The 16,795-nt window shown below is 59.9% G+C and carries 15 protein-coding genes and 2 pseudogenes; 6 read left to right on the top strand and 11 right to left on the bottom strand.

Features of this window, described 5'->3' with window-relative positions; genetic code table 11:
• Both B3849_RS06835 and B3849_RS06830 read right to left on the bottom strand, forming a co-directional pair.
• A partial coding sequence (locus B3849_RS06835; RefSeq protein WP_286779938.1) for an ATP-binding cassette domain-containing protein occupies window positions 1–303 on the bottom strand: 303 nt, incomplete at its 3' end.
• A 92-nt stretch (window positions 304–395) separates the two neighbouring features.
• Window positions 396–1,481: a polyamine ABC transporter substrate-binding protein gene (locus B3849_RS06830; RefSeq protein ID WP_414718025.1), complete on the bottom strand. Its 1,086-nt coding sequence runs from the start codon at window positions 1,479–1,481 to the stop codon at window positions 396–398.
• Between the two features lie 146 nt (window positions 1,482–1,627).
• Between B3849_RS06830 and B3849_RS06825 the strand changes: the two genes are divergently transcribed.
• The 6 genes from B3849_RS06825 (at window position 1,628) to B3849_RS06800 (ending at window position 9,499) form a co-directional block, all read left to right on the top strand.
• Window positions 1,628–2,308 (top strand): GntR family transcriptional regulator, encoded by a 681-nt coding sequence (locus B3849_RS06825; RefSeq protein WP_278424968.1) that lies wholly within the window; start codon window positions 1,628–1,630, stop codon window positions 2,306–2,308.
• Between the two features lie 121 nt (window positions 2,309–2,429).
• Window positions 2,430–3,860, top strand: coding sequence for an aspartate aminotransferase family protein (locus B3849_RS06820; RefSeq protein WP_278424969.1), 1,431 nt, complete (start codon window positions 2,430–2,432; stop codon window positions 3,858–3,860).
• 360 nt (window positions 3,861–4,220) lie between these two features.
• Window positions 4,221–5,321: an ABC transporter ATP-binding protein gene (locus B3849_RS06815; protein ID WP_005850522.1), complete on the top strand. Its 1,101-nt coding sequence runs from the start codon at window positions 4,221–4,223 to the stop codon at window positions 5,319–5,321.
• A 111-nt stretch (window positions 5,322–5,432) separates the two neighbouring features.
• A complete protein-coding gene (locus B3849_RS06810) occupies window positions 5,433–6,548 on the top strand; it encodes an extracellular solute-binding protein (protein ID WP_009825599.1) in 1,116 nt (371 codons plus the stop codon).
• A 100-nt stretch (window positions 6,549–6,648) separates the two neighbouring features.
• Complete coding sequence (locus B3849_RS06805) at window positions 6,649–8,316, top strand: ABC transporter permease (protein ID WP_243250860.1); 1,668 nt, start codon at window positions 6,649–6,651, stop codon at window positions 8,314–8,316.
• A gap of 4 nt (window positions 8,317–8,320) precedes the next feature.
• Window positions 8,321–9,499 carry an ABC transporter permease gene (locus B3849_RS06800; protein WP_005850529.1) on the top strand — a complete coding sequence of 393 codons (1,179 nt, stop codon included), beginning with the start codon at window positions 8,321–8,323 and terminating at the stop codon, window positions 9,497–9,499.
• Between the two features lie 79 nt (window positions 9,500–9,578).
• On the opposite strand, the gene B3849_RS06795 is transcribed toward B3849_RS06800, so the two are convergent.
• The 9 genes and pseudogenes from B3849_RS06795 to B3849_RS06755 all read right to left on the bottom strand — a co-directional run.
• On the bottom strand, window positions 9,579–10,838 hold the full coding sequence (locus B3849_RS06795) for a lytic murein transglycosylase (protein ID WP_278424970.1): 1,260 nt from the start codon (window positions 10,836–10,838) through the stop codon (window positions 9,579–9,581).
• A 123-nt stretch (window positions 10,839–10,961) separates the two neighbouring features.
• Window positions 10,962–13,241 (bottom strand): ribonuclease R, encoded by a 2,280-nt coding sequence (gene rnr / locus B3849_RS06790; RefSeq protein WP_278424971.1) that lies wholly within the window; start codon window positions 13,239–13,241, stop codon window positions 10,962–10,964.
• Between the two features lie 3 nt (window positions 13,242–13,244).
• Window positions 13,245–13,847 (bottom strand): TIGR04282 family arsenosugar biosynthesis glycosyltransferase, encoded by a 603-nt coding sequence (locus B3849_RS06785; protein ID WP_278424972.1) that lies wholly within the window; start codon window positions 13,845–13,847, stop codon window positions 13,245–13,247.
• Complete coding sequence (locus B3849_RS06780) at window positions 13,844–14,266, bottom strand: GNAT family N-acetyltransferase (RefSeq protein WP_278424973.1); 423 nt, start codon at window positions 14,264–14,266, stop codon at window positions 13,844–13,846. Before B3849_RS06780 ends, B3849_RS06785 begins: the two co-directional genes overlap by 4 nt.
• Window positions 14,263–15,408 carry a succinyl-diaminopimelate desuccinylase gene (gene dapE / locus B3849_RS06775; RefSeq protein WP_037965521.1) on the bottom strand — a complete coding sequence of 382 codons (1,146 nt, stop codon included), beginning with the start codon at window positions 15,406–15,408 and terminating at the stop codon, window positions 14,263–14,265. The genes B3849_RS06780 and dapE overlap by 4 nt, the downstream gene beginning before the upstream one ends.
• 139 nt (window positions 15,409–15,547) lie before the next feature.
• The gene (locus B3849_RS06770; protein ID WP_005850537.1) at window positions 15,548–15,886 is read right to left on the bottom strand and encodes a hypothetical protein; all 339 of its coding nucleotides are present in this window, start codon (window positions 15,884–15,886) and stop codon (window positions 15,548–15,550) included.
• Window positions 15,887–15,947: 61 nt separating this feature from the next.
• Window positions 15,948–16,202, bottom strand: a complete 255-nt coding sequence (locus B3849_RS06765) for a GlsB/YeaQ/YmgE family stress response membrane protein (protein ID WP_278424974.1) — start codon at window positions 16,200–16,202, stop codon at window positions 15,948–15,950.
• 61 nt (window positions 16,203–16,263) lie between these two features.
• A pseudogene (locus tag B3849_RS06760) lies at window positions 16,264–16,551 on the bottom strand (DapH/DapD/GlmU-related protein); the annotation flags it as partial.
• Window positions 16,544–16,795: pseudogene (locus B3849_RS06755) on the bottom strand (DapH/DapD/GlmU-related protein); the annotation flags it as partial. The pseudogenes B3849_RS06760 and B3849_RS06755, both read right to left, overlap by 8 nt.

The raw sequence follows: 16,795 nt of genomic DNA, 5'->3' as shown, positions 1-16,795 counted from the left end.
GAACAGGGCATAGGACTGAAACATCATGTTCACCGCCCGCTTGTTCGGCGGGATGCCCGCGATATTCTTACCCGCCAATTCGATCTTGCCCGCGCTCGGGTTTTCAAACCCGGCAAGCATGCGCATCATCGTTGTTTTACCGCAGCCCGAAGGCCCCAGCAGAGCAAAGAACTCGCTTTCATAAACACTCAAAGACAGATCATCGATCGCAACGAAATCGCCAAAACGCTTTGTCACATTCTCGAAGCGGATAAGCGGCTTTTCGTTCGGGTCATCCCACGGGGCGAAAACGGGTTGGCTCACTTTGATCTATCCTTTGCACAGCGTTTACCCCTCCGAATGGAAGGGTCCGGTTGATCGGGTCAAAACCGGTAAGGCTTTGACCCGATGCGATTTTAGATACCAGATTTGATCTTCGTCCACATACGCGTGACGACACGCTGTACCTTGGGTGAATATGAAGAAATGGTATACAGGTTTTCCAGCGTGGCTTCGTCTGGGTAAATCGCTGTGTCCCCGATCACGTCTTCGGCAAGGAACTCCTGGCTCGCCTTGTTGCCGTTCGCATAGTAAACGTAGTTCGACGCGGCGGCCATATTCTTTGCGTCCATCATGAAATTCAAGAACTTATGCGCCCCATCCGGGTTTGGCGCATCCGCTGGAATAGCCATATTGTCGAACCACATCAGCGCCCCTTCCTTTGGCGCGTAATAGGCGATTTCGACACCGTTATCCGCCTCGGCCGCGCGGTCACGCGATTGCAGGATGTCACCCGACCAACCGAAGGCAACGCAGATATCACCGTTGGCCAGTGCGTTAATATACTCCGAGCTGTGGAATTTTTGAACGTGGGGGGCAACCGCCGTCAAAACAGGCTCTGCCTTCGCGATCACGTCGGGGTCCTGGGATTGAGGATCTTCGCCCAGAAACTTCAGAGCCGCGGGGATCATTTCTGTCGGAGCGTCAAGGAAATGCACGCCACATTCGGCCAGCTTTTCCATATTCTCGGGCTTGAATACGAGGTCAAGCGAATCAACAGGGGCATCTTCGCCCAGCACTTCCTTAACCTTGGTCATGTTCACGCCAAGCCCGGTGGTGCCCCACATATAGTTAACGGCATATTCATTACCGGGGTCGTATTTCGATACGCGGTCCTCAATCACGTCCCACATGTTGGTGATGTTCGGCAGCTTGTCTTTGTCGAGCTTCTGGAAAACCCCCGCCGTGATCTGGCGTTCAAGGAAGGTACCGGTCGGGACAACCACGTCATAGCCAGACCCGCCTGCAAGCATCTTGGTTTCAAGCACTTCGTTACTGTCAAACACGTCATAGATCAGATCAATGCCGGTTTCTTTTTCAAATTTCTGCAACAGGTCTTCGTCGATGTAGTCGGACCAGTTATAGACCCGCACCTCTTCCCCCAAGGCGCTGGTGGCGATCAATGCCGTTGCTGCGATTGAGCTGAGCAAGCTATATTTCATTGTCATCTCCCGTTGTGTAGGCTCAGTTGATCCGAACCTTTCGTCAATTTGATCAAGTTTTGCGTCATGCGACAAGATCATTTATAATTTTACGCAGGTGCATGCCGTGGTTCAAAATGTGGTTGAGTACAATTTAGGCAAATTTGATGAACGTAAATTCCGCTGACCTTGCGTCGCAAAAGCCTTTGGAAAGCCCGGCCAAGGTGCCGGCCCATCAGCATGTCTATGAACGCGTGCGCAAGCTGATCCTGTTCGGCGACCTTGCCCCCGGTCAGGCGGTCACCATTCAAGGCCTTGCAGAAACCCTTGATGCGGGCATGACCCCGGTGCGCGAAGCGCTGCGCCGTTTGATCGCCGAAGGCGCGCTGGTGCATCAGGGCAATCGCCGCGTATCGGTCCCTGTGCTGGACCTAGAGGGGGTTAACGAGCTGGAATTCATGCGAAAAACGCTTGAAGCAAAGCTTGCTCAACGTGCCACAAGCCGCATGTCAGAGACTGTTTTAAGCGAACTTGCACATGTGGACGACGCGCTGAACCACGCGATTGATCGTGGGGATATCGGCGAATACCTGACCCAGAACTACCGCTTTCACACCATCGTCAACACCTGTGCCGAGGCCCCTATTCTGGCCGCGACTGTCGACCGTTTATGGCTGATGTTCGGCCCGTCGCTGCGCGTGGTCTGCGGTCGGTTTGGCACGTCGAACCTGCCAGATAAACATGCCGACTTGCTGGCGGCTTTTCGCGAAGGCGATGCGGCAAAGGCTGCGCAGGCCATGGCCGAGGATGTTTCTCAGGGCATGGTCCAGATTCGCGCCTCTCTTTGATTAAAATCTGATCGGCTGATAGCCGTTTATCATCACCACAGCAGAGCGATTCGATTGACTCTGCATAATTTGATCATATTCTGAGCCCAATCTTCCCTCCCCATTCCCAGAGGTGTTCTTTATGGCCCATATCACCAACCACATGCCCACCGCCGAGCTGCAAGCACTTGACGCCGCGCATCACATGCACCCGTTCACCACCAATGACGAACTTGCCGAGAAGGGCGCGCGGATTATCACCCGTGCCAAGGGCGTCTACCTGACCGACAGCGAGGGGAACGAGATCCTTGACGGGATGGCGGGCCTTTGGTGCGTCAACATCGGTTATGGCCGTCAGGAAATGGCCGACGTCGCCGCGCGCCAGATGCTCGAGCTGAACTACTATAACACTTTCTTCATGACCTCGCACGTGCCCGCCATCGCCCTTGCAAAAGAGATCGCGTCACTGGCCCCCGGCGATCTGAACCATGTATTCTTTGCCGGGTCGGGGTCCGAAGCGAATGACACCAACATCCGGATGGTGCGCACCTATTGGGCCATGAAAGGGAAGCCAGAGAAATCCCACATCATCAGCCGCAAGAATGCCTATCACGGGTCGTCGATGGGGTCCGGCTCCCTTGGTGGCATGAGCTATATGCACGAACAGGGCGGCATGCCGATCCCCGGCATTCACCACATCAACCAGCCCGACTGGTGGGTGGAAGGTGGCGACCTCACGCCCGAGGCCTTCGGCCTTGCCCGCGCGCAAGAGCTTGAGGCCAAGATACTTGAGCTTGGGGCAGATAATGTCGCGGCGTTCATCGGTGAACCCATTCAGGGCGCGGGCGGGGTTATCGTGCCGCCAAGCACCTACTGGCCCGAAATCCAGCGTATTTGTGACAAGTACAATGTATTGATCATCGCGGACGAGGTGATCTGTGGCTTTGGCCGCACAGGCAGTTGGTTCGGGTCCGAGACCATGGGGATCAAGCCGCATATCATGACCATCGCCAAGGGCCTAAGCTCTGGCTACCAGCCGATTGGCGGGTCCATTGTGTGTGACGAGATCGCGCAGACGATCGGGTCCGGGGAATTCAATCACGGCTATACCTATTCGGGGCACCCCGTCTGCTCGGCCGTGGCACTGGAAAACCTGCGGATTATGCAGGACGAAAACATTCTGGATCACGTGAACAATGTTGCGGCCCCCGCCCTGAAGGAAGGGCTGGCCAAACTGGCAGAGCATCCTTTGGTCGGCACCGTCAACGTCGCGGGTCTTATGGCCTCGCTGCCGCTGTCCCCGCGCAAAGAAACGCGGTCGAATTTCGCAGGCGACGCAGGAACCGTCGGTTATATGTGTCGTGAACGCTGCTTTGCGAATAATCTGGTGATGCGCCACGTCGGCGACCGGATGATCATCTCGCCACCGCTGGTGATCACCCCCGAAGAGATCAAAGTATTCATGACGCGCGCCACCAAAGCGCTGGATGAAACCTATACCGCGGTCAAAGAAGGCGGCCTGCTCAAGGCAGCCGAAGACCACGCGCAAGACGCTGAATCGCCGCTCGGCTAAGGCGTGACATACATTCGGGACGCGGCGCAAAGGTCGCCCGTCCCGCCGCTGGAAGCCCTGCAAGGACTTGTCTGTTTGCGACATCGGCAGAGGCTGACCAGCGCTCAAAATCGCCGGGTTCGGGGCGAGCCGCTGAGGCTTAACCTATGGGAGATATTAACGAATTCCCCTTATTTCAAGCAGGCTGCACAGTAATTCCGCAGGCAAAAGAACTGTTTCTTGTCAAATAACCGTCGATCTTCCCGCAATTGACGCTTTCTGCCCAAAAGTGTCGTTAATTGGTTGCAAAGCGGAAACCAGCCAGTTTTAACTTCCTGTCAACAAGGGCGCTTGAACGTCACAATAAACGGGGAGCCAGCTTTGGCAGATACTTCAGCAACGAATGCGTTCGTAGAATTTGAACGCGTGCAGAAAAGCTATGACGGCGAAAATCTCGTCGTAAAAGACCTCAACCTGTCGATGCCGAAAGGCGAGTTTCTGACAATGCTCGGGCCATCGGGGTCCGGCAAGACCACCTGCCTGATGATGCTGGCGGGTTTCGAAACGGCCACGCATGGCGACATCCGGCTTGATGGTAAATCGATCAACAACATCCCGCCGCACAAACGCGGCATTGGCATGGTGTTCCAGAACTACGCGCTTTTCCCGCATATGACCGTTGCCGAAAACCTCGCCTTCCCGCTTGAGGTGCGCAAGATCGGCAAGTCCGAGCGTGAAGAGAAAGTAAAGATCGCGCTGGACCGTGTTCAGATGGGCGACTTCGGCGGCCGCCGTCCGGCACAGCTTTCCGGTGGTCAGCAGCAACGTGTTGCCTTGGCCCGTGCTTTGGTCTTCGAACCCGAACTGGTGTTGATGGACGAACCGCTGGGGGCGTTGGACAAACAGCTGCGCGAAACATTGCAGTTCGAGATCACGCATCTGGCGCATGAACTGGGCATCACCGTGGTCTACGTGACCCACGACCAGACCGAAGCGCTGACAATGTCCGACCGCGTGGCCGTGTTCGAAAACGGGCGCATCCAACAGTTGGCCCCGCCCGATCTGCTGTATGAAGAGCCCGAAAACAGCTTTGTTGCGCAGTTCATCGGCGAGAATAACACTCTTGAAGGCGTCGTGACCGAGATCAAGGGCGGCACGTGCCTTGTGCAGCTGGACGGCGGCGGCCTGATCGAGGCAAAGCCGATCAACGTGACCCGCGCCGGCGAACGCACCCGCGTATCGATCCGCCCCGAGCGCGTCGAATTCAACAAGGACCGGATGCAGGAAGGGGCACATACCCTGAAAGCCGAAGTGCTTGAATTCGTCTATATGGGCGACATCTTCCGCACCCGCCTGCGGGTTGCCGGGACCGACAACTTTATCATCAAGACACGAAACGCACCCGATCAGGTACGTTTGAAGCCAGGCCAGCAGATCGAGATTGGCTGGTTGGCAGAGGATTGCCGCGCCCTCGACGCATAAGCGTCAGGACGCGGCCGGCCGTCCAACGTTCGACGGCGTCGCACGAGGCTGTGGTTAAGCCCGATATCACACCCTCAAGACCCTAACGGGCATATAATGGGAGACTATCTAATGAAGTTTACGACAACGCTACTCGCATCCTCCGCGATCATTGGCGCTGGCACATTGGCATTCGCCGATGCGCATGCGGACATGGCCAAAGAGATGACGCTTGTTTCCTGGGGTGGCGCTTACCAAGCCAGCCAAGACAAAGCGTATCTGCAGCCCTATCTGGAAATGCACCCTGAACTCTCTGCTGTTTGGGATGAAAGCTCCAACGAAGCCGTGGCAAAACTGCGCGCGATGAACGAAGCCGGCAACGTGACCTGGGATCTGGTCGACGTGGTTGCCGCTGACGCCATCCGCCTGTGCGACGAAGGTCTGGCGATGGAAATCGACGCGGACGAGATGCTGGCTGAAGCCCCCGACGGGACATCCGCTGAAGACGACTTTGGCGACCTGCTGGTCAGCGACTGCTTTATCCCGCAGATCGTGTATTCAACCACATTCGGGTATCGCACAGACATGGTTGGTGACACGCCTCCAACCAAAATCTGCGACGTCTTCGACACCGAAGCCTACCCAGGCAAGCGCGCGCTTGAAAAGCGTCCGATCAACAACATGGAATGGGCGCTGCTCTGTGACGGCGTTGCAAAGGACGAAGTCTATGACGTTCTGGCAACTCCAGAAGGTCAGGAACAGGCTCTGGCCAAGCTCGACACCATCAAGGACGACGTGATCTGGTGGTCCGCCGGTGCCGACACGCCACAGCTGCTGGCCGATGGCGAAGTCGTCATGGGGTCCACCTACAACGGCCGTCTGTTCAGCGTTATCGAAGAGCAAGACCAGCCCGTTGCAATGCTGTGGGACGCGCAGGTGTTCGACCTTGACGGTTGGATCATCCCAGCGGGTCTGCCTGACGACCGTCTGGCGCGCGTCAAAGACTTCGTGAAATTCGCGACAGACACCCAGCGTCTGGCGGATCAATCGCAGTACATCAGCTACGGCCCTGCCCGTTTGTCCTCCGCTCCTATGGTTGGCAAGCACGCAGAACTGGGCATCGACATGGCACCACACATGCCAACCGACCCGGCCAACGCAAAGAACACGTTCCTCTACAACTACGAGTTCTGGGCTGACTACCGCGACGACATCGACGCGAAGTTCCAGGCATGGTTGGCGCAATAATCGCCTGAACCATTCGGAGGAGGCCGCTTTGGCCTCCTCCACCCCTTATTTGTTTTTCCATTTTCCCGACCTTCCAGCGACCTAACCCCATGGGGCCGATATGAGCGATACCGCCGACGCGACGAATGACACACCTGAACAGACCGGCCCGATGCTGGCCGCGGACGGCACACCGCTGAAACGCAGCCTGAACCGTGCGCTCCGTCGTCAGAAGCTCAGCGCGCTTTTGCTGATCGCCCCTCTGCTGATCTTTATCCTGATCACCTTTATCGCACCGATCGCCGATATGCTGTTCCGCTCTGTCGAGAACCAGATCGTCAGCGACACGCTGCCCCGCACCACGCAAACCCTGTCCGACTGGGACAGCGAAAGCGGTGAAACCCCCGGTGCCCCCGTCTACAAGGCGCTTTACGAAGACCTGTTCATCGCACAGGAACGCAAATTGCACACCCGTCTGGGCTCAAGGCTCAACTACGAGCTGACCGGTGCATCGTCCCTGTTCCGCAAATCCGGCCGCGGCGTGGATGACATTGGCGAAGTGTTTCAGGACCAGTTCGAGGATCTGAACGACTTCTGGAAGAAGGGCGAAAACTGGAACGCTCTGCTTGGCTCCGACGCATGGCTGGCAGAGATTTCCGACTGGAAAAAATCCTCCGGCGACGACCAACCCGCGTTTGAAATGCGCGAAGGCATGGCAGAGCTTCTGCCCGAGACCGCCGAATACTACGAAATTTTCGCCGACTTCGTTCAGAACGACGACGAAGACAACCTCTACAAGGAAGACCCATGGGCGCTGATCTACTCGGCCCTTTATGACGACCTGACAGGCCCCACGGCATCGCAAATCACCAGCTATTCAGGCCCGGCATCAGCCGAGCTGACCGAGGCAGCCGCAGCCGCCCCTGCATTCGACGCAGTCGATTACAAAACGGCCTTCACCGAGATTGACGACGATTGGGGCAAAACCCCGATCTGGAGCACCATCCGCGCCTACAGTCCCGCGCTGACCAACGGCTATTTCCTGAATGCCGTCGACATGCAGAAAACGGCTGACGGTCCCGAATTCCGCCCCGACAACGAACGCATCTACGGCACGCTGTTCCTACGCACGCTGTTCATGTCGGTCTGCATCACCCTCAGCTGTATCCTGCTGGGCTATCCGGTGGCGTGGATCCTCGCCAACCTGCCCGCGCGTACCGCGAACCTGCTGATGATCCTCGTGCTGCTGCCCTTCTGGACCTCGCTTCTGGTGCGGACATCGGCGTGGAAGGTCATGCTGCAACAACAGGGTGTGATCAACGATACACTGGTGTGGCTGGGGCTGGTGGCCGATGACAGCCGTCTTGCGCTGATCAACAACCAAACCGGCACGATCATCGCGATGACGCACATCCTGCTGCCCTTCATGATCCTGCCGCTCTATTCCGTGATGCAAACAGTACCGCCAAGCTATCTACGTGCGGCAAAGTCGCTGGGGGCCACGAACTGGACAGCCTTCTGGCGCGTGTATTTCCCGCAATCGGTGCCCGGCATCGGCGCGGGGTCGATCCTCGTGTTCATCCTGTCGATCGGCTATTACATCACGCCGGAAATCGTCGGCGGCACCACGGGGACATTCATCTCCAACCGGATTGCCTACCACATCTCCAGCTCGCTCAACTGGGGCCTCGCGGCCGCGCTTGGGGCGATCCTGCTGGCCGTGGTGCTTGGGCTTTACTGGGCCTACGACAAGATCGTCGGCATCGACAACGTGAAACTGGGAGGCTGATATCATGGTCGCACTCACACCTATCTCCCGCAAACCCGTCGGTTTCTATGTACCGGTTGTCGCCGCAGCAGGCGCCTTTGCCGGGCTCTTTGTCGGCACCGCCCAAGGCAGCGGACTGCTGGGCATCCTGATCGGAGCGCTCTCCATGGGGGCGCTGGCCTTTGTGCTGACGCAGCTGATCAAGAACGAAACCATCGCCCGCTGGACCTCTGTCATTCTGCTGGCGGTGATCGGCTTTATTCTGGGCGGCGTGCCCATGCTGGTCCTGGGGGCGATCTTCGGCTGGTTCTTCGGCTGGTTCAGCTTCTGGCTCTACGAGGGACGCTACCGCGCCAAGGTCGCGCCCTATCTGACCCCGGGTCAGGTGCTCTGGCACTTTGCCTTCCGCATCATTTGCGGCGCGATCCTTGTGTTCCTGATCACACCGATCCTCGTGGTCATGCCGCTTAGCTTCAACGCCGAGAACTTCTTTACCTTCACCCCTGAAATGCTGCGTTTCGATCCCGAAGGGTATTCGCTGCGCCACTACAAAGACTTCTTCAGCAGTTCCGCATGGCAAGGTGCCGTCTGGAACTCGATCAAGATCGCCCCGGCCGCGACCCTGCTGTCGGTCAGCTTCGGCACCCTCGCAGCGATTGGCCTGAGCCAGCAGCACGTGCCATTCCGGCGGGCGATCATGGCAATCCTGATCTCGCCCATGATCGTCCCGCTGATCATCTCGGCGGCGGGCATGTACTTCTTCTACAGCCGCGTCGGCCTGCAGGGCACATATGTCGGCGTTGTCCTGGCGCACGCGGCCTTGGGCATCCCCTTCGTCATCATCACCGTTACCGCGACACTGGTAGGCTTTGACCGCTCTCTGACCCGCGCAGCGGCGAATATGGGGGCCAATCCGGTCACGACCTTCTTCCGCGTGCAAATGCCATTGATCCTGCCGGGCGTGATCTCGGGCGGTTTGTTCGCCTTCATCACCTCGTTTGACGAAGTCGTCGTGGTGCTCTTTGTCGGCTCTGCCGGTCAGAAAACGCTCCCGTGGCAGATGTTCACCGGCCTGCGCGAACAGATCAGCCCCACGATCCTTGCCGTGGCGACGATCCTCGTGGTTATCTCGATCTGCCTGCTGACCGTGGTCGAACTGCTGCGCCGCCGCTCCGAACGGCTGCGCGGGATGTCACCCGGCTGAGCCGCTTCCAAATGGTATAAAATCCTCGCCGAAGGCACGCGCCGGACCGAAAGGTCCGGCGCGTTTCATTTACGCCAGATTATTCCACCGCGGCTGCGCGCAGCGTCTCCAACAATCGAGGGGAGGCATAGCCGTCAGGCACAAGCCCCTGCGACAATTGGAACTCGCGCACCGCATTGATGGTCAGCGGGCCGATCTTGGCGTCGATCTGGACCGTATCAAACCCCTGCGCCGTCAACTGCGTCTGAAGCTCGATCCGTTCGTCATAGGTCAGCGCGCGGTCTTGCACCGGCCAGCTGGCCTCGATCGGCCCGCCCCCGGCGATACGGTCCGCCAGATGCCCCACACCGATCACATAGGCATCGGCCGAATTATAGCGTTCGATCACCGCGAAATTGGCGTAAATCAGAAACGCCGCGCCCTCTGCCCCACCGGGCAAAAGCAGGGACGCAGGGCCGTGATCCCCCAGCGATCCTGTCACAGGGCGCACCCCAAGCGCCAGCCATTCCGCTGCCGTTTTCAGGATATCCCGCCCCGCCAGAAGATAGTCGAACCCCTCGGGCAACCGTACCTCGACGCCCCAAGGATGTCCCTCGACCCATCCGAAATGCTTGAGATACGCCGCAGTAGAGGCAAGCGCGTCACGTGGATCATCGCTCCAGATATCGCGTTTGCCATCGCCGGTGAAATCCTCGGCATATTGCTGGAAAGACGAGGGCATGAACTGCGTGTGACCCATCGCACCAGCCCAACTGCCCTGCATCCGCGCGGGCGTGGTATCGCCCGCCTGCAAGATCCGCAGCGCGTCCAGCAGTTCCCCTTCAAAAAAGGCCCGCCGCCGCCCGTCATAGGCCAATGTCGCGAGCGAGCTGAGCACCGGATCGCTGCCCCTGAAGGTGCCATAGGCACTTTCCAGTCCCCAGATCGCGGTGACGATCTCTTTCTCGACGCCATAGCGCGTTTCGATCTGGGATAGCGCGTCGGCCTGCTCGGCCAGCGCCTTCTTCCCGTTGGTGACCCGCAGATCAGAGGTCGCGGTCTCCAGATAGGCCCAGATTGTTTTGGTGAATTCGGATTGGTTGCGGTCGCGGCGGATGACCTGCGGGTCATAGCGTACGGTCTGCATCGCGCGGTCAAAAACCGCACCGTCGATCCCTGCGGCCAAGGCACGCGCACGGAAGGCGGTCACCCAGTCCTGCAACCCCGCCGCGTTGCCCGGCTTTTGCACCATGGCGGGCGGGCGCGCAGTACCCTCGGCCCCCGCAGCGATCACACCTGCGGCACCCGTCACCGACAGTGTCACCCCGCCAACCAATGCGCCAATTTTCAGCAGTTCCATTCCCGCGCCCTTCCCCAGCATCACGCTGCAAGCCTAGCGTCAAACGCCGCGCCCAGAAAGGCGGAGTTGCCCGCTGTGCGTGTTACTGCCTGCCTGTTCCTGCCTCGTGTTCCCGCTCCGGGGTCAGCGTCGTGTGCGTTTGACCTTGCGTTTCACCTTATCCGCCTTGCGCTTGGCTTTGACACCCTTGCGCTTGGGGTTGGTGCGGCCCGCGGGCCCACCGCGTCCGCGCCGCGCCCCTTGGCCGCCCTTGGGCAGGGCGTCACCCTCAAGCGTCAGCAGCTCCAGCGCGATGCCCCCGGTGACCGGGACCGCCTCTGACAGGCGCACGGTGACACGCTGCCCGACAGAGATGATCATGCCCGTATCCGACCCCATCAGCGTGCCGGCCTCTTGGTCGAAATGGAAATACTCGCGCCCCAGCGACCGCATGGGCAGCAGCCCGTCGGCACCGGTTTCGTCCAGCTTCACAAAGGCTCCAAATCGCGCCACGCCGCTGATGCGGCCCGAGAATTCATTGCCCACACGTTCCGACAGATAGGACGCGAGATAGCGATCGGTAGTGTCACGCTCTGCCATCATCGACCGGCGTTCCGTGTCCGAGATATGCGCGCCGGTCTGTTCGATATCCTCGATATCATGCTGGCTTAGCCCGTCATTGCCCCAGCCATGTGCAGTGATCAACGCGCGGTGCACGATCAGATCCGCATAGCGCCGGATCGGAGAGGTGAAATGCGCGTAGGACCGCAGCGCCAGACCAAAGTGCCCGATATGCGCAGGCCCGTAATAGGCTTGCGTCATCGACCGCAGGGTCGACAGGTTGATCAGCTCTGCATCATCCGTGCCCGCCGCATCGTTCAGTAGCTTGTTCAGATGGCGCGTATGCAGCACCTGTCCCTTGGCCAGCGTATAGCCCGCCGCCTGCGCGGTTTCGCGCAAGGCGTCCAGCTTGGCGGGAGAGGGTTCTTCGTGAATGCGATAAAGCAGCGGCGTTTTCTTGGACAGCAGAGTCTCGGCGGCGGCGACATTGGCCAGCACCATGAACTCTTCGATCAAGCGGTGCGCATCCAGCCGGTCCTTGAAGTTCACCGATTTCACGGTGCCGTCCTTGTCCAGCTCGATCCGCCGCTCGGGCAGGTCAAGGTCCAACGGCTGACGCTCGGCGCGGGCAGCTTTCAAGGCGGCATAGGCGGCGTAGATCGGTTTTAGCACAGGGTCCAGCAACGGGCCGGTGCGGTCATTGGGGGTGCCGTCAATCGCGTCCTGCACCTCTTCGTAGTGCAGCGAAGCGGGCGAGCGCATCAGCCCTCGATGGAAGCTATGGCCGATCTTGTTGCCCGCCGCATCCAGCACCATGCGGACAGCGATACAGGCCCGCGGCACGCCTTCGTGCAACGAACACAGATCCCCCGACAGACGGTCGGGCAGCATCGGCACCACACGGTCGGGGAAATAGGTGGAATTGCCCCGTTTGCGCGCCTCGCGGTCCAGCGCAGAGCCGGGGGTGACATAGGCGGCCACATCGGCAATCGCGACCCAGACGACGTGGCCGCCCTCGTTCTTGGGGTCTTCGTCCGCATGGGCATAGCATGCGTCATCATGGTCCCGCGCGTCCGACGGGTCGATGGTGATCAGGGGCAGGTCGCGCAGATCCTCGCGCCCTTTCAGGCCCACGGGTTTCGCGGCATCGGCCTGCGCCATCACGTCGTCAGGAAAGTCGTCGGGGATACCATGCTGGTGGATCGCGATCAGGGACACGGCCTTGGGTGCCGACGGGTCCCCCAGCCGTTCAACGATACGCGCCCGTGGCGATCCCATGCGCGCCTTTGGTCCGGCTTGTTCCGCCTCGACCAGCTCGCCATCCTTGGCCCCGTGGGTCGCGTCTCCGGGCACCCACCATTCCTTGTCGGACCCTTTGTCGATGGGCACAATGCGCCCGCCCTCTGTGGTCTTGCGGAAGATGCCCAAGACCCGCTGCGGGTTCGCGCCAATGCGGCGGATCAGCCGCGCCTCGTAGTGGTGGTCTTGCGCCTGTACCAACGTCAACCGCGCCAGAATACGGTCGCCCGCACCCAAGGCCGGGTCAGAGGCACGGGGGATCACCAGCACCACGGGCTCCACGCCTTCGCCCTGCCACTCCATCGGTTTGGCAAACAGATCGCCATCCTTGTCCGGCCCCGTGACCTGCAACACAGACACCGGCGGCAAGCGGTCAGGATCCTGATAGCTGCGCTTGCGCTTTTCCAGATGGCCTTCGGCCTCCAGCTCTTTCAGCACGCGTTTCAGATCGATCCGGGCCGCCCCCTTGATGCCGAACGCCTTGGCGATGTCACGCTTGGCGGTCAGAGTGGGGTTTTCGGCGATCCAGTCAAGGATCTCGGGCTTTGAAGGTATTTTGCTCATGCTTCACGAGGTAGCACGCGCACCCCGCTTCGTCATGGGCAAATCGTCGATTGTATCCACGTCCCGCAATGTGGCGACCTGTGCGATGCGGTGATCGGGCAGCGTGGCGACGGTATCGGCCAGCGCATGCTCCGTGGACCAGCGGACATTTTCAAACAGGCGCGGCGGCACGGGGCGGGCGCGTTTCAGTCCGACCAGCCAATAGCCCCCGTCCGGTGCTGGCCCGAACACCGCGTCATGCGACCCGAGCACGCGAAACGCATCGGCCACCCGCGCCGCGGTCACACCCGGAATATCCGCCCCGATGACACAGACCGGCCCCGCGGGCGCAGCACGCAGCATGCGGCCCATACGGTCGCCTAGATCACCGCGCCCCTGTGGCCAGCGCGGCAGATGCGCGGGCCAGACACGGCTGGACAGCCCCGCCCGATCCGGCGCGACCGCCAGCACCACCTGCCAGCGCGGGTCTTGCACACGGCGGATCAACGCGCGGGTCTGATGCCGGAACCACCACGCGGCAGCGGTCATGCCCAGATCACGGCCAAGCCGCGTCTTGACCCGCCCCGGCAGCGGCTCTTTCACCATGATGACCAGCGTGCGGTTCAAAGCGACAGCACCATCTCGCGGTGATCAATGCCGGCGTCGTCAAAGACCGGCCCCTGCGCCACGAACCCCAGCTTTTCGTAGAACCCCAAAGCATGCAACTGCGCGCCGAGCTTCACGAAGCGCACGGCAGGATCTTTGCGCGCCTCGTCTATCGCCGCGCGGATCAGCGCCGCGCCAAGCCCCGTACCGCGGTGGGATTTGATCACACATACGCGCCCGATCTTGGCCGTATCACCCTTGATATGCATCCGCGCAGAGCCGATCGGCAGCTCTTCTTCGGTGGCAAGGAAATGCGTCGCGTCGTCATCGCGGTCGTCCATTTCATCGGCTGCCGACACGTTCTGCTCTTCGATAAAAACGATCCGGCGCAGCAGGTGACAGCTGGCGAGGTCTTCGGTCACGGCGATATGGGCGGTCATGCGAAATAGTCCTTCAGGATGCGGGTATAGATGGATTTGAGCTGGTGGATCTGCGCCACCTCGACGTTTTCGTCGACCTCGTGCATGGACTGACCAACCAGCCCGAATTCAACCACAGGGCAATGGTGCTTCATGAACCGCGCATCCGACGTCCCGCCAGAGGTGGACAGTTCAGGTGTCACCCCCGTCTCTGCCTGCACCGCTTTGGACACCAGATCAGACAGCTCACCCGGTGGCGTGATAAAGCTCTCGCCCGAAATCTTGACCTTGAGCTCGACCTGCACGCCAAAACTGTCGCGGATCGCGGCGGCCTGTTCCTCCAGCCAGGTGGTCAGGCTAGCGCCCGAATGCTTGTCGTTAAAACGGATGTTCACCGTCGCGCGGGTTTCAGCGGGGATCACGTTGGTCGCGGGGTTGCCGGTATCGACGGTGACAATCGCCAGCGTAGAGGGATCGAAATGGTCCGTCCCCTCGTCCAGCTGATGCGAGGCAAGCTGATCCATCAGCCGCATCATCGCAGGCATCGGGTTATTGGCGCGGTGAGGATAGGCCGCATGGCCCTGTTTGCCGATCACGCGAAAATGCGCGTTCAGCGACCCGCGTCGCCCGATCTTGATCATCTCGCCCATTTTGTTCGGACATGTCGGCTCCCCTACCAGACAAACATCCATCCGTTCGCCCGCCTCTTGCATGTAATCCAGCAAGGCGCGGGTGCCGTCGATGCCTTCGGCTTCCTCGTCGCCGGTGATTGCCAGCACGATGGACCCATCGGGGGGCGTATCGCGGACAAAGTCGATGGCCGCGGCGGTAAAGGCTGCCACACCGGATTTCATATCGGTGGTGCCGCGCCCGTACATGATGCCGTCTTTGATCTCTGCGCCAAAGGGCGGCATCGTCCAGTCGGCCTCGTTCCCGATGGGCACGACATCGGTGTGGCCGTTAAAGCCGAAGCTGCGGGTGTTACCCTTGTTGCCCCAACGCGCAAAGAGGTTCTTGATCCCTCCACGGTCCGCCCAGGCACAGTCAAACCCCGCCTCGGTCAGCAGATCGAACAGCACCTCTTGCGCGCCCCCGTCTGCGGGGGTGACCGACGGGCAACGCACCAGTTTGGCGGTCAGGTCTACGGGATCGATGCTGGACATGTCAGGGCTCCTTCGGCGTGTGTCGCGGTGTTGCCCTACATTTGTGGGGAAAATGCCCCAAAGCCAAGGGGCAGCGCGGAAATACACAAAGCGGTGAGCCACATAGCCCACGCCAGCGCTGCAAAGCCGCGCAGGGACCTTAGTCGAAGAAAGGCGTCATCTGCGCAATAATGACAGAGTTTTCGTCCAGCGCCCGCGCCATCAAGGCCCGTTCGTCTTCGTCAATCTCGTGGCCTTCGGCCTCGCGGTCGGCAATCGTGCCATATCCGGTCACGTCCAGCGGGTTGGTATCGGCCTGTTTCAGGATGGCGACCGTCTCGCGCACGGCTTCCGCTTCGTCGATACCCGAGGCAAAGCACATCAGCGCAGCGCCCGTGGCCTTGTCCGGCAGGCCGTCGCCCTCTTTGCGGCCAATCTCGACCAGCAGCGTATAGACCTGCTGGCGCGACGGTTTCTTGGGTTTCTTCTGGTCAGACATAAAAAGGGCCACCGCATTAAGATGCGGCAGCCCTATCGTGTTCTGTGTCGTCTGAAAAGGGTCAGCTACGTCCGCGTACCAAACGTGTGACCCAAATCAACAGGCAGGCCCCGATGACGCCGACGACCAGTTGACCAATCCAGCCACCCAAGGTCGCACCGACGATTGTCATCAGCAGGAAGTTGGCAACGATCGCGCCAACGATCCCCAGAATAATGTTCATGATCAGCCCCATATCGGACTTCATGATCTTTTCCGCGATCCAACCGGCCAGACCACCGACGATTATTGCTGCGAACCAACCCAGACCTGTCATTTCAAATTCTCCATAAATCTTGTTTCATAGAGTGAACTCACAGGTCTGTGAAAAGGTTCCCTTAGTCGCGCAGCAGCTCGTTGATCGAGGTTTTGGAGCGGGTCTTTTCGTCGACGCGCTTGACGATCACCGCGCAATAAAGGCTGGGGCCGGGCGTGCCGTCGGGCAGCGGCTTGCCGGGCAGGCTGCCGGGCACGACCACGGAATAGGGCGGCACTTGCCCCATGAAGATTTCGCCGGTGGTGCGGTCGATAATCTTGGTCGATTGGCCGATGAACACGCCCATCGACAACACCGATCCCTTGCCGATGCGCACGCCTTCCACCACTTCGGACCGCGCGCCGATGAANNTCGTCGACGCGCTTCACGATCACGGCGCAATAAAGGTGCACACCGTTCTTCGACGGCATGGACCCCGCCACAACGACCGACCCCGCGGGCACTTCGCCATAGAAGACTTCGCCGGTTTCACGGTCGAGGATTTTGGTCGATTGGCCGATGTAGACCCCCATCCCCAGAACGGAGCCTTCGCGGACGATACAGCCTTCGACCACCTCGGAACGCGCACCGATAAAGCAGTTGTCTTCGATGAT

It is taken from the genome of Sulfitobacter sp. UBA4523 (genome assembly GCF_002388305.1).
Lineage (GTDB): Bacteria > Pseudomonadota > Alphaproteobacteria > Rhodobacterales > Rhodobacteraceae > Sulfitobacter > Sulfitobacter pontiacus.
This window is presented reverse-complemented; position numbering and strand designations above follow the sequence as displayed.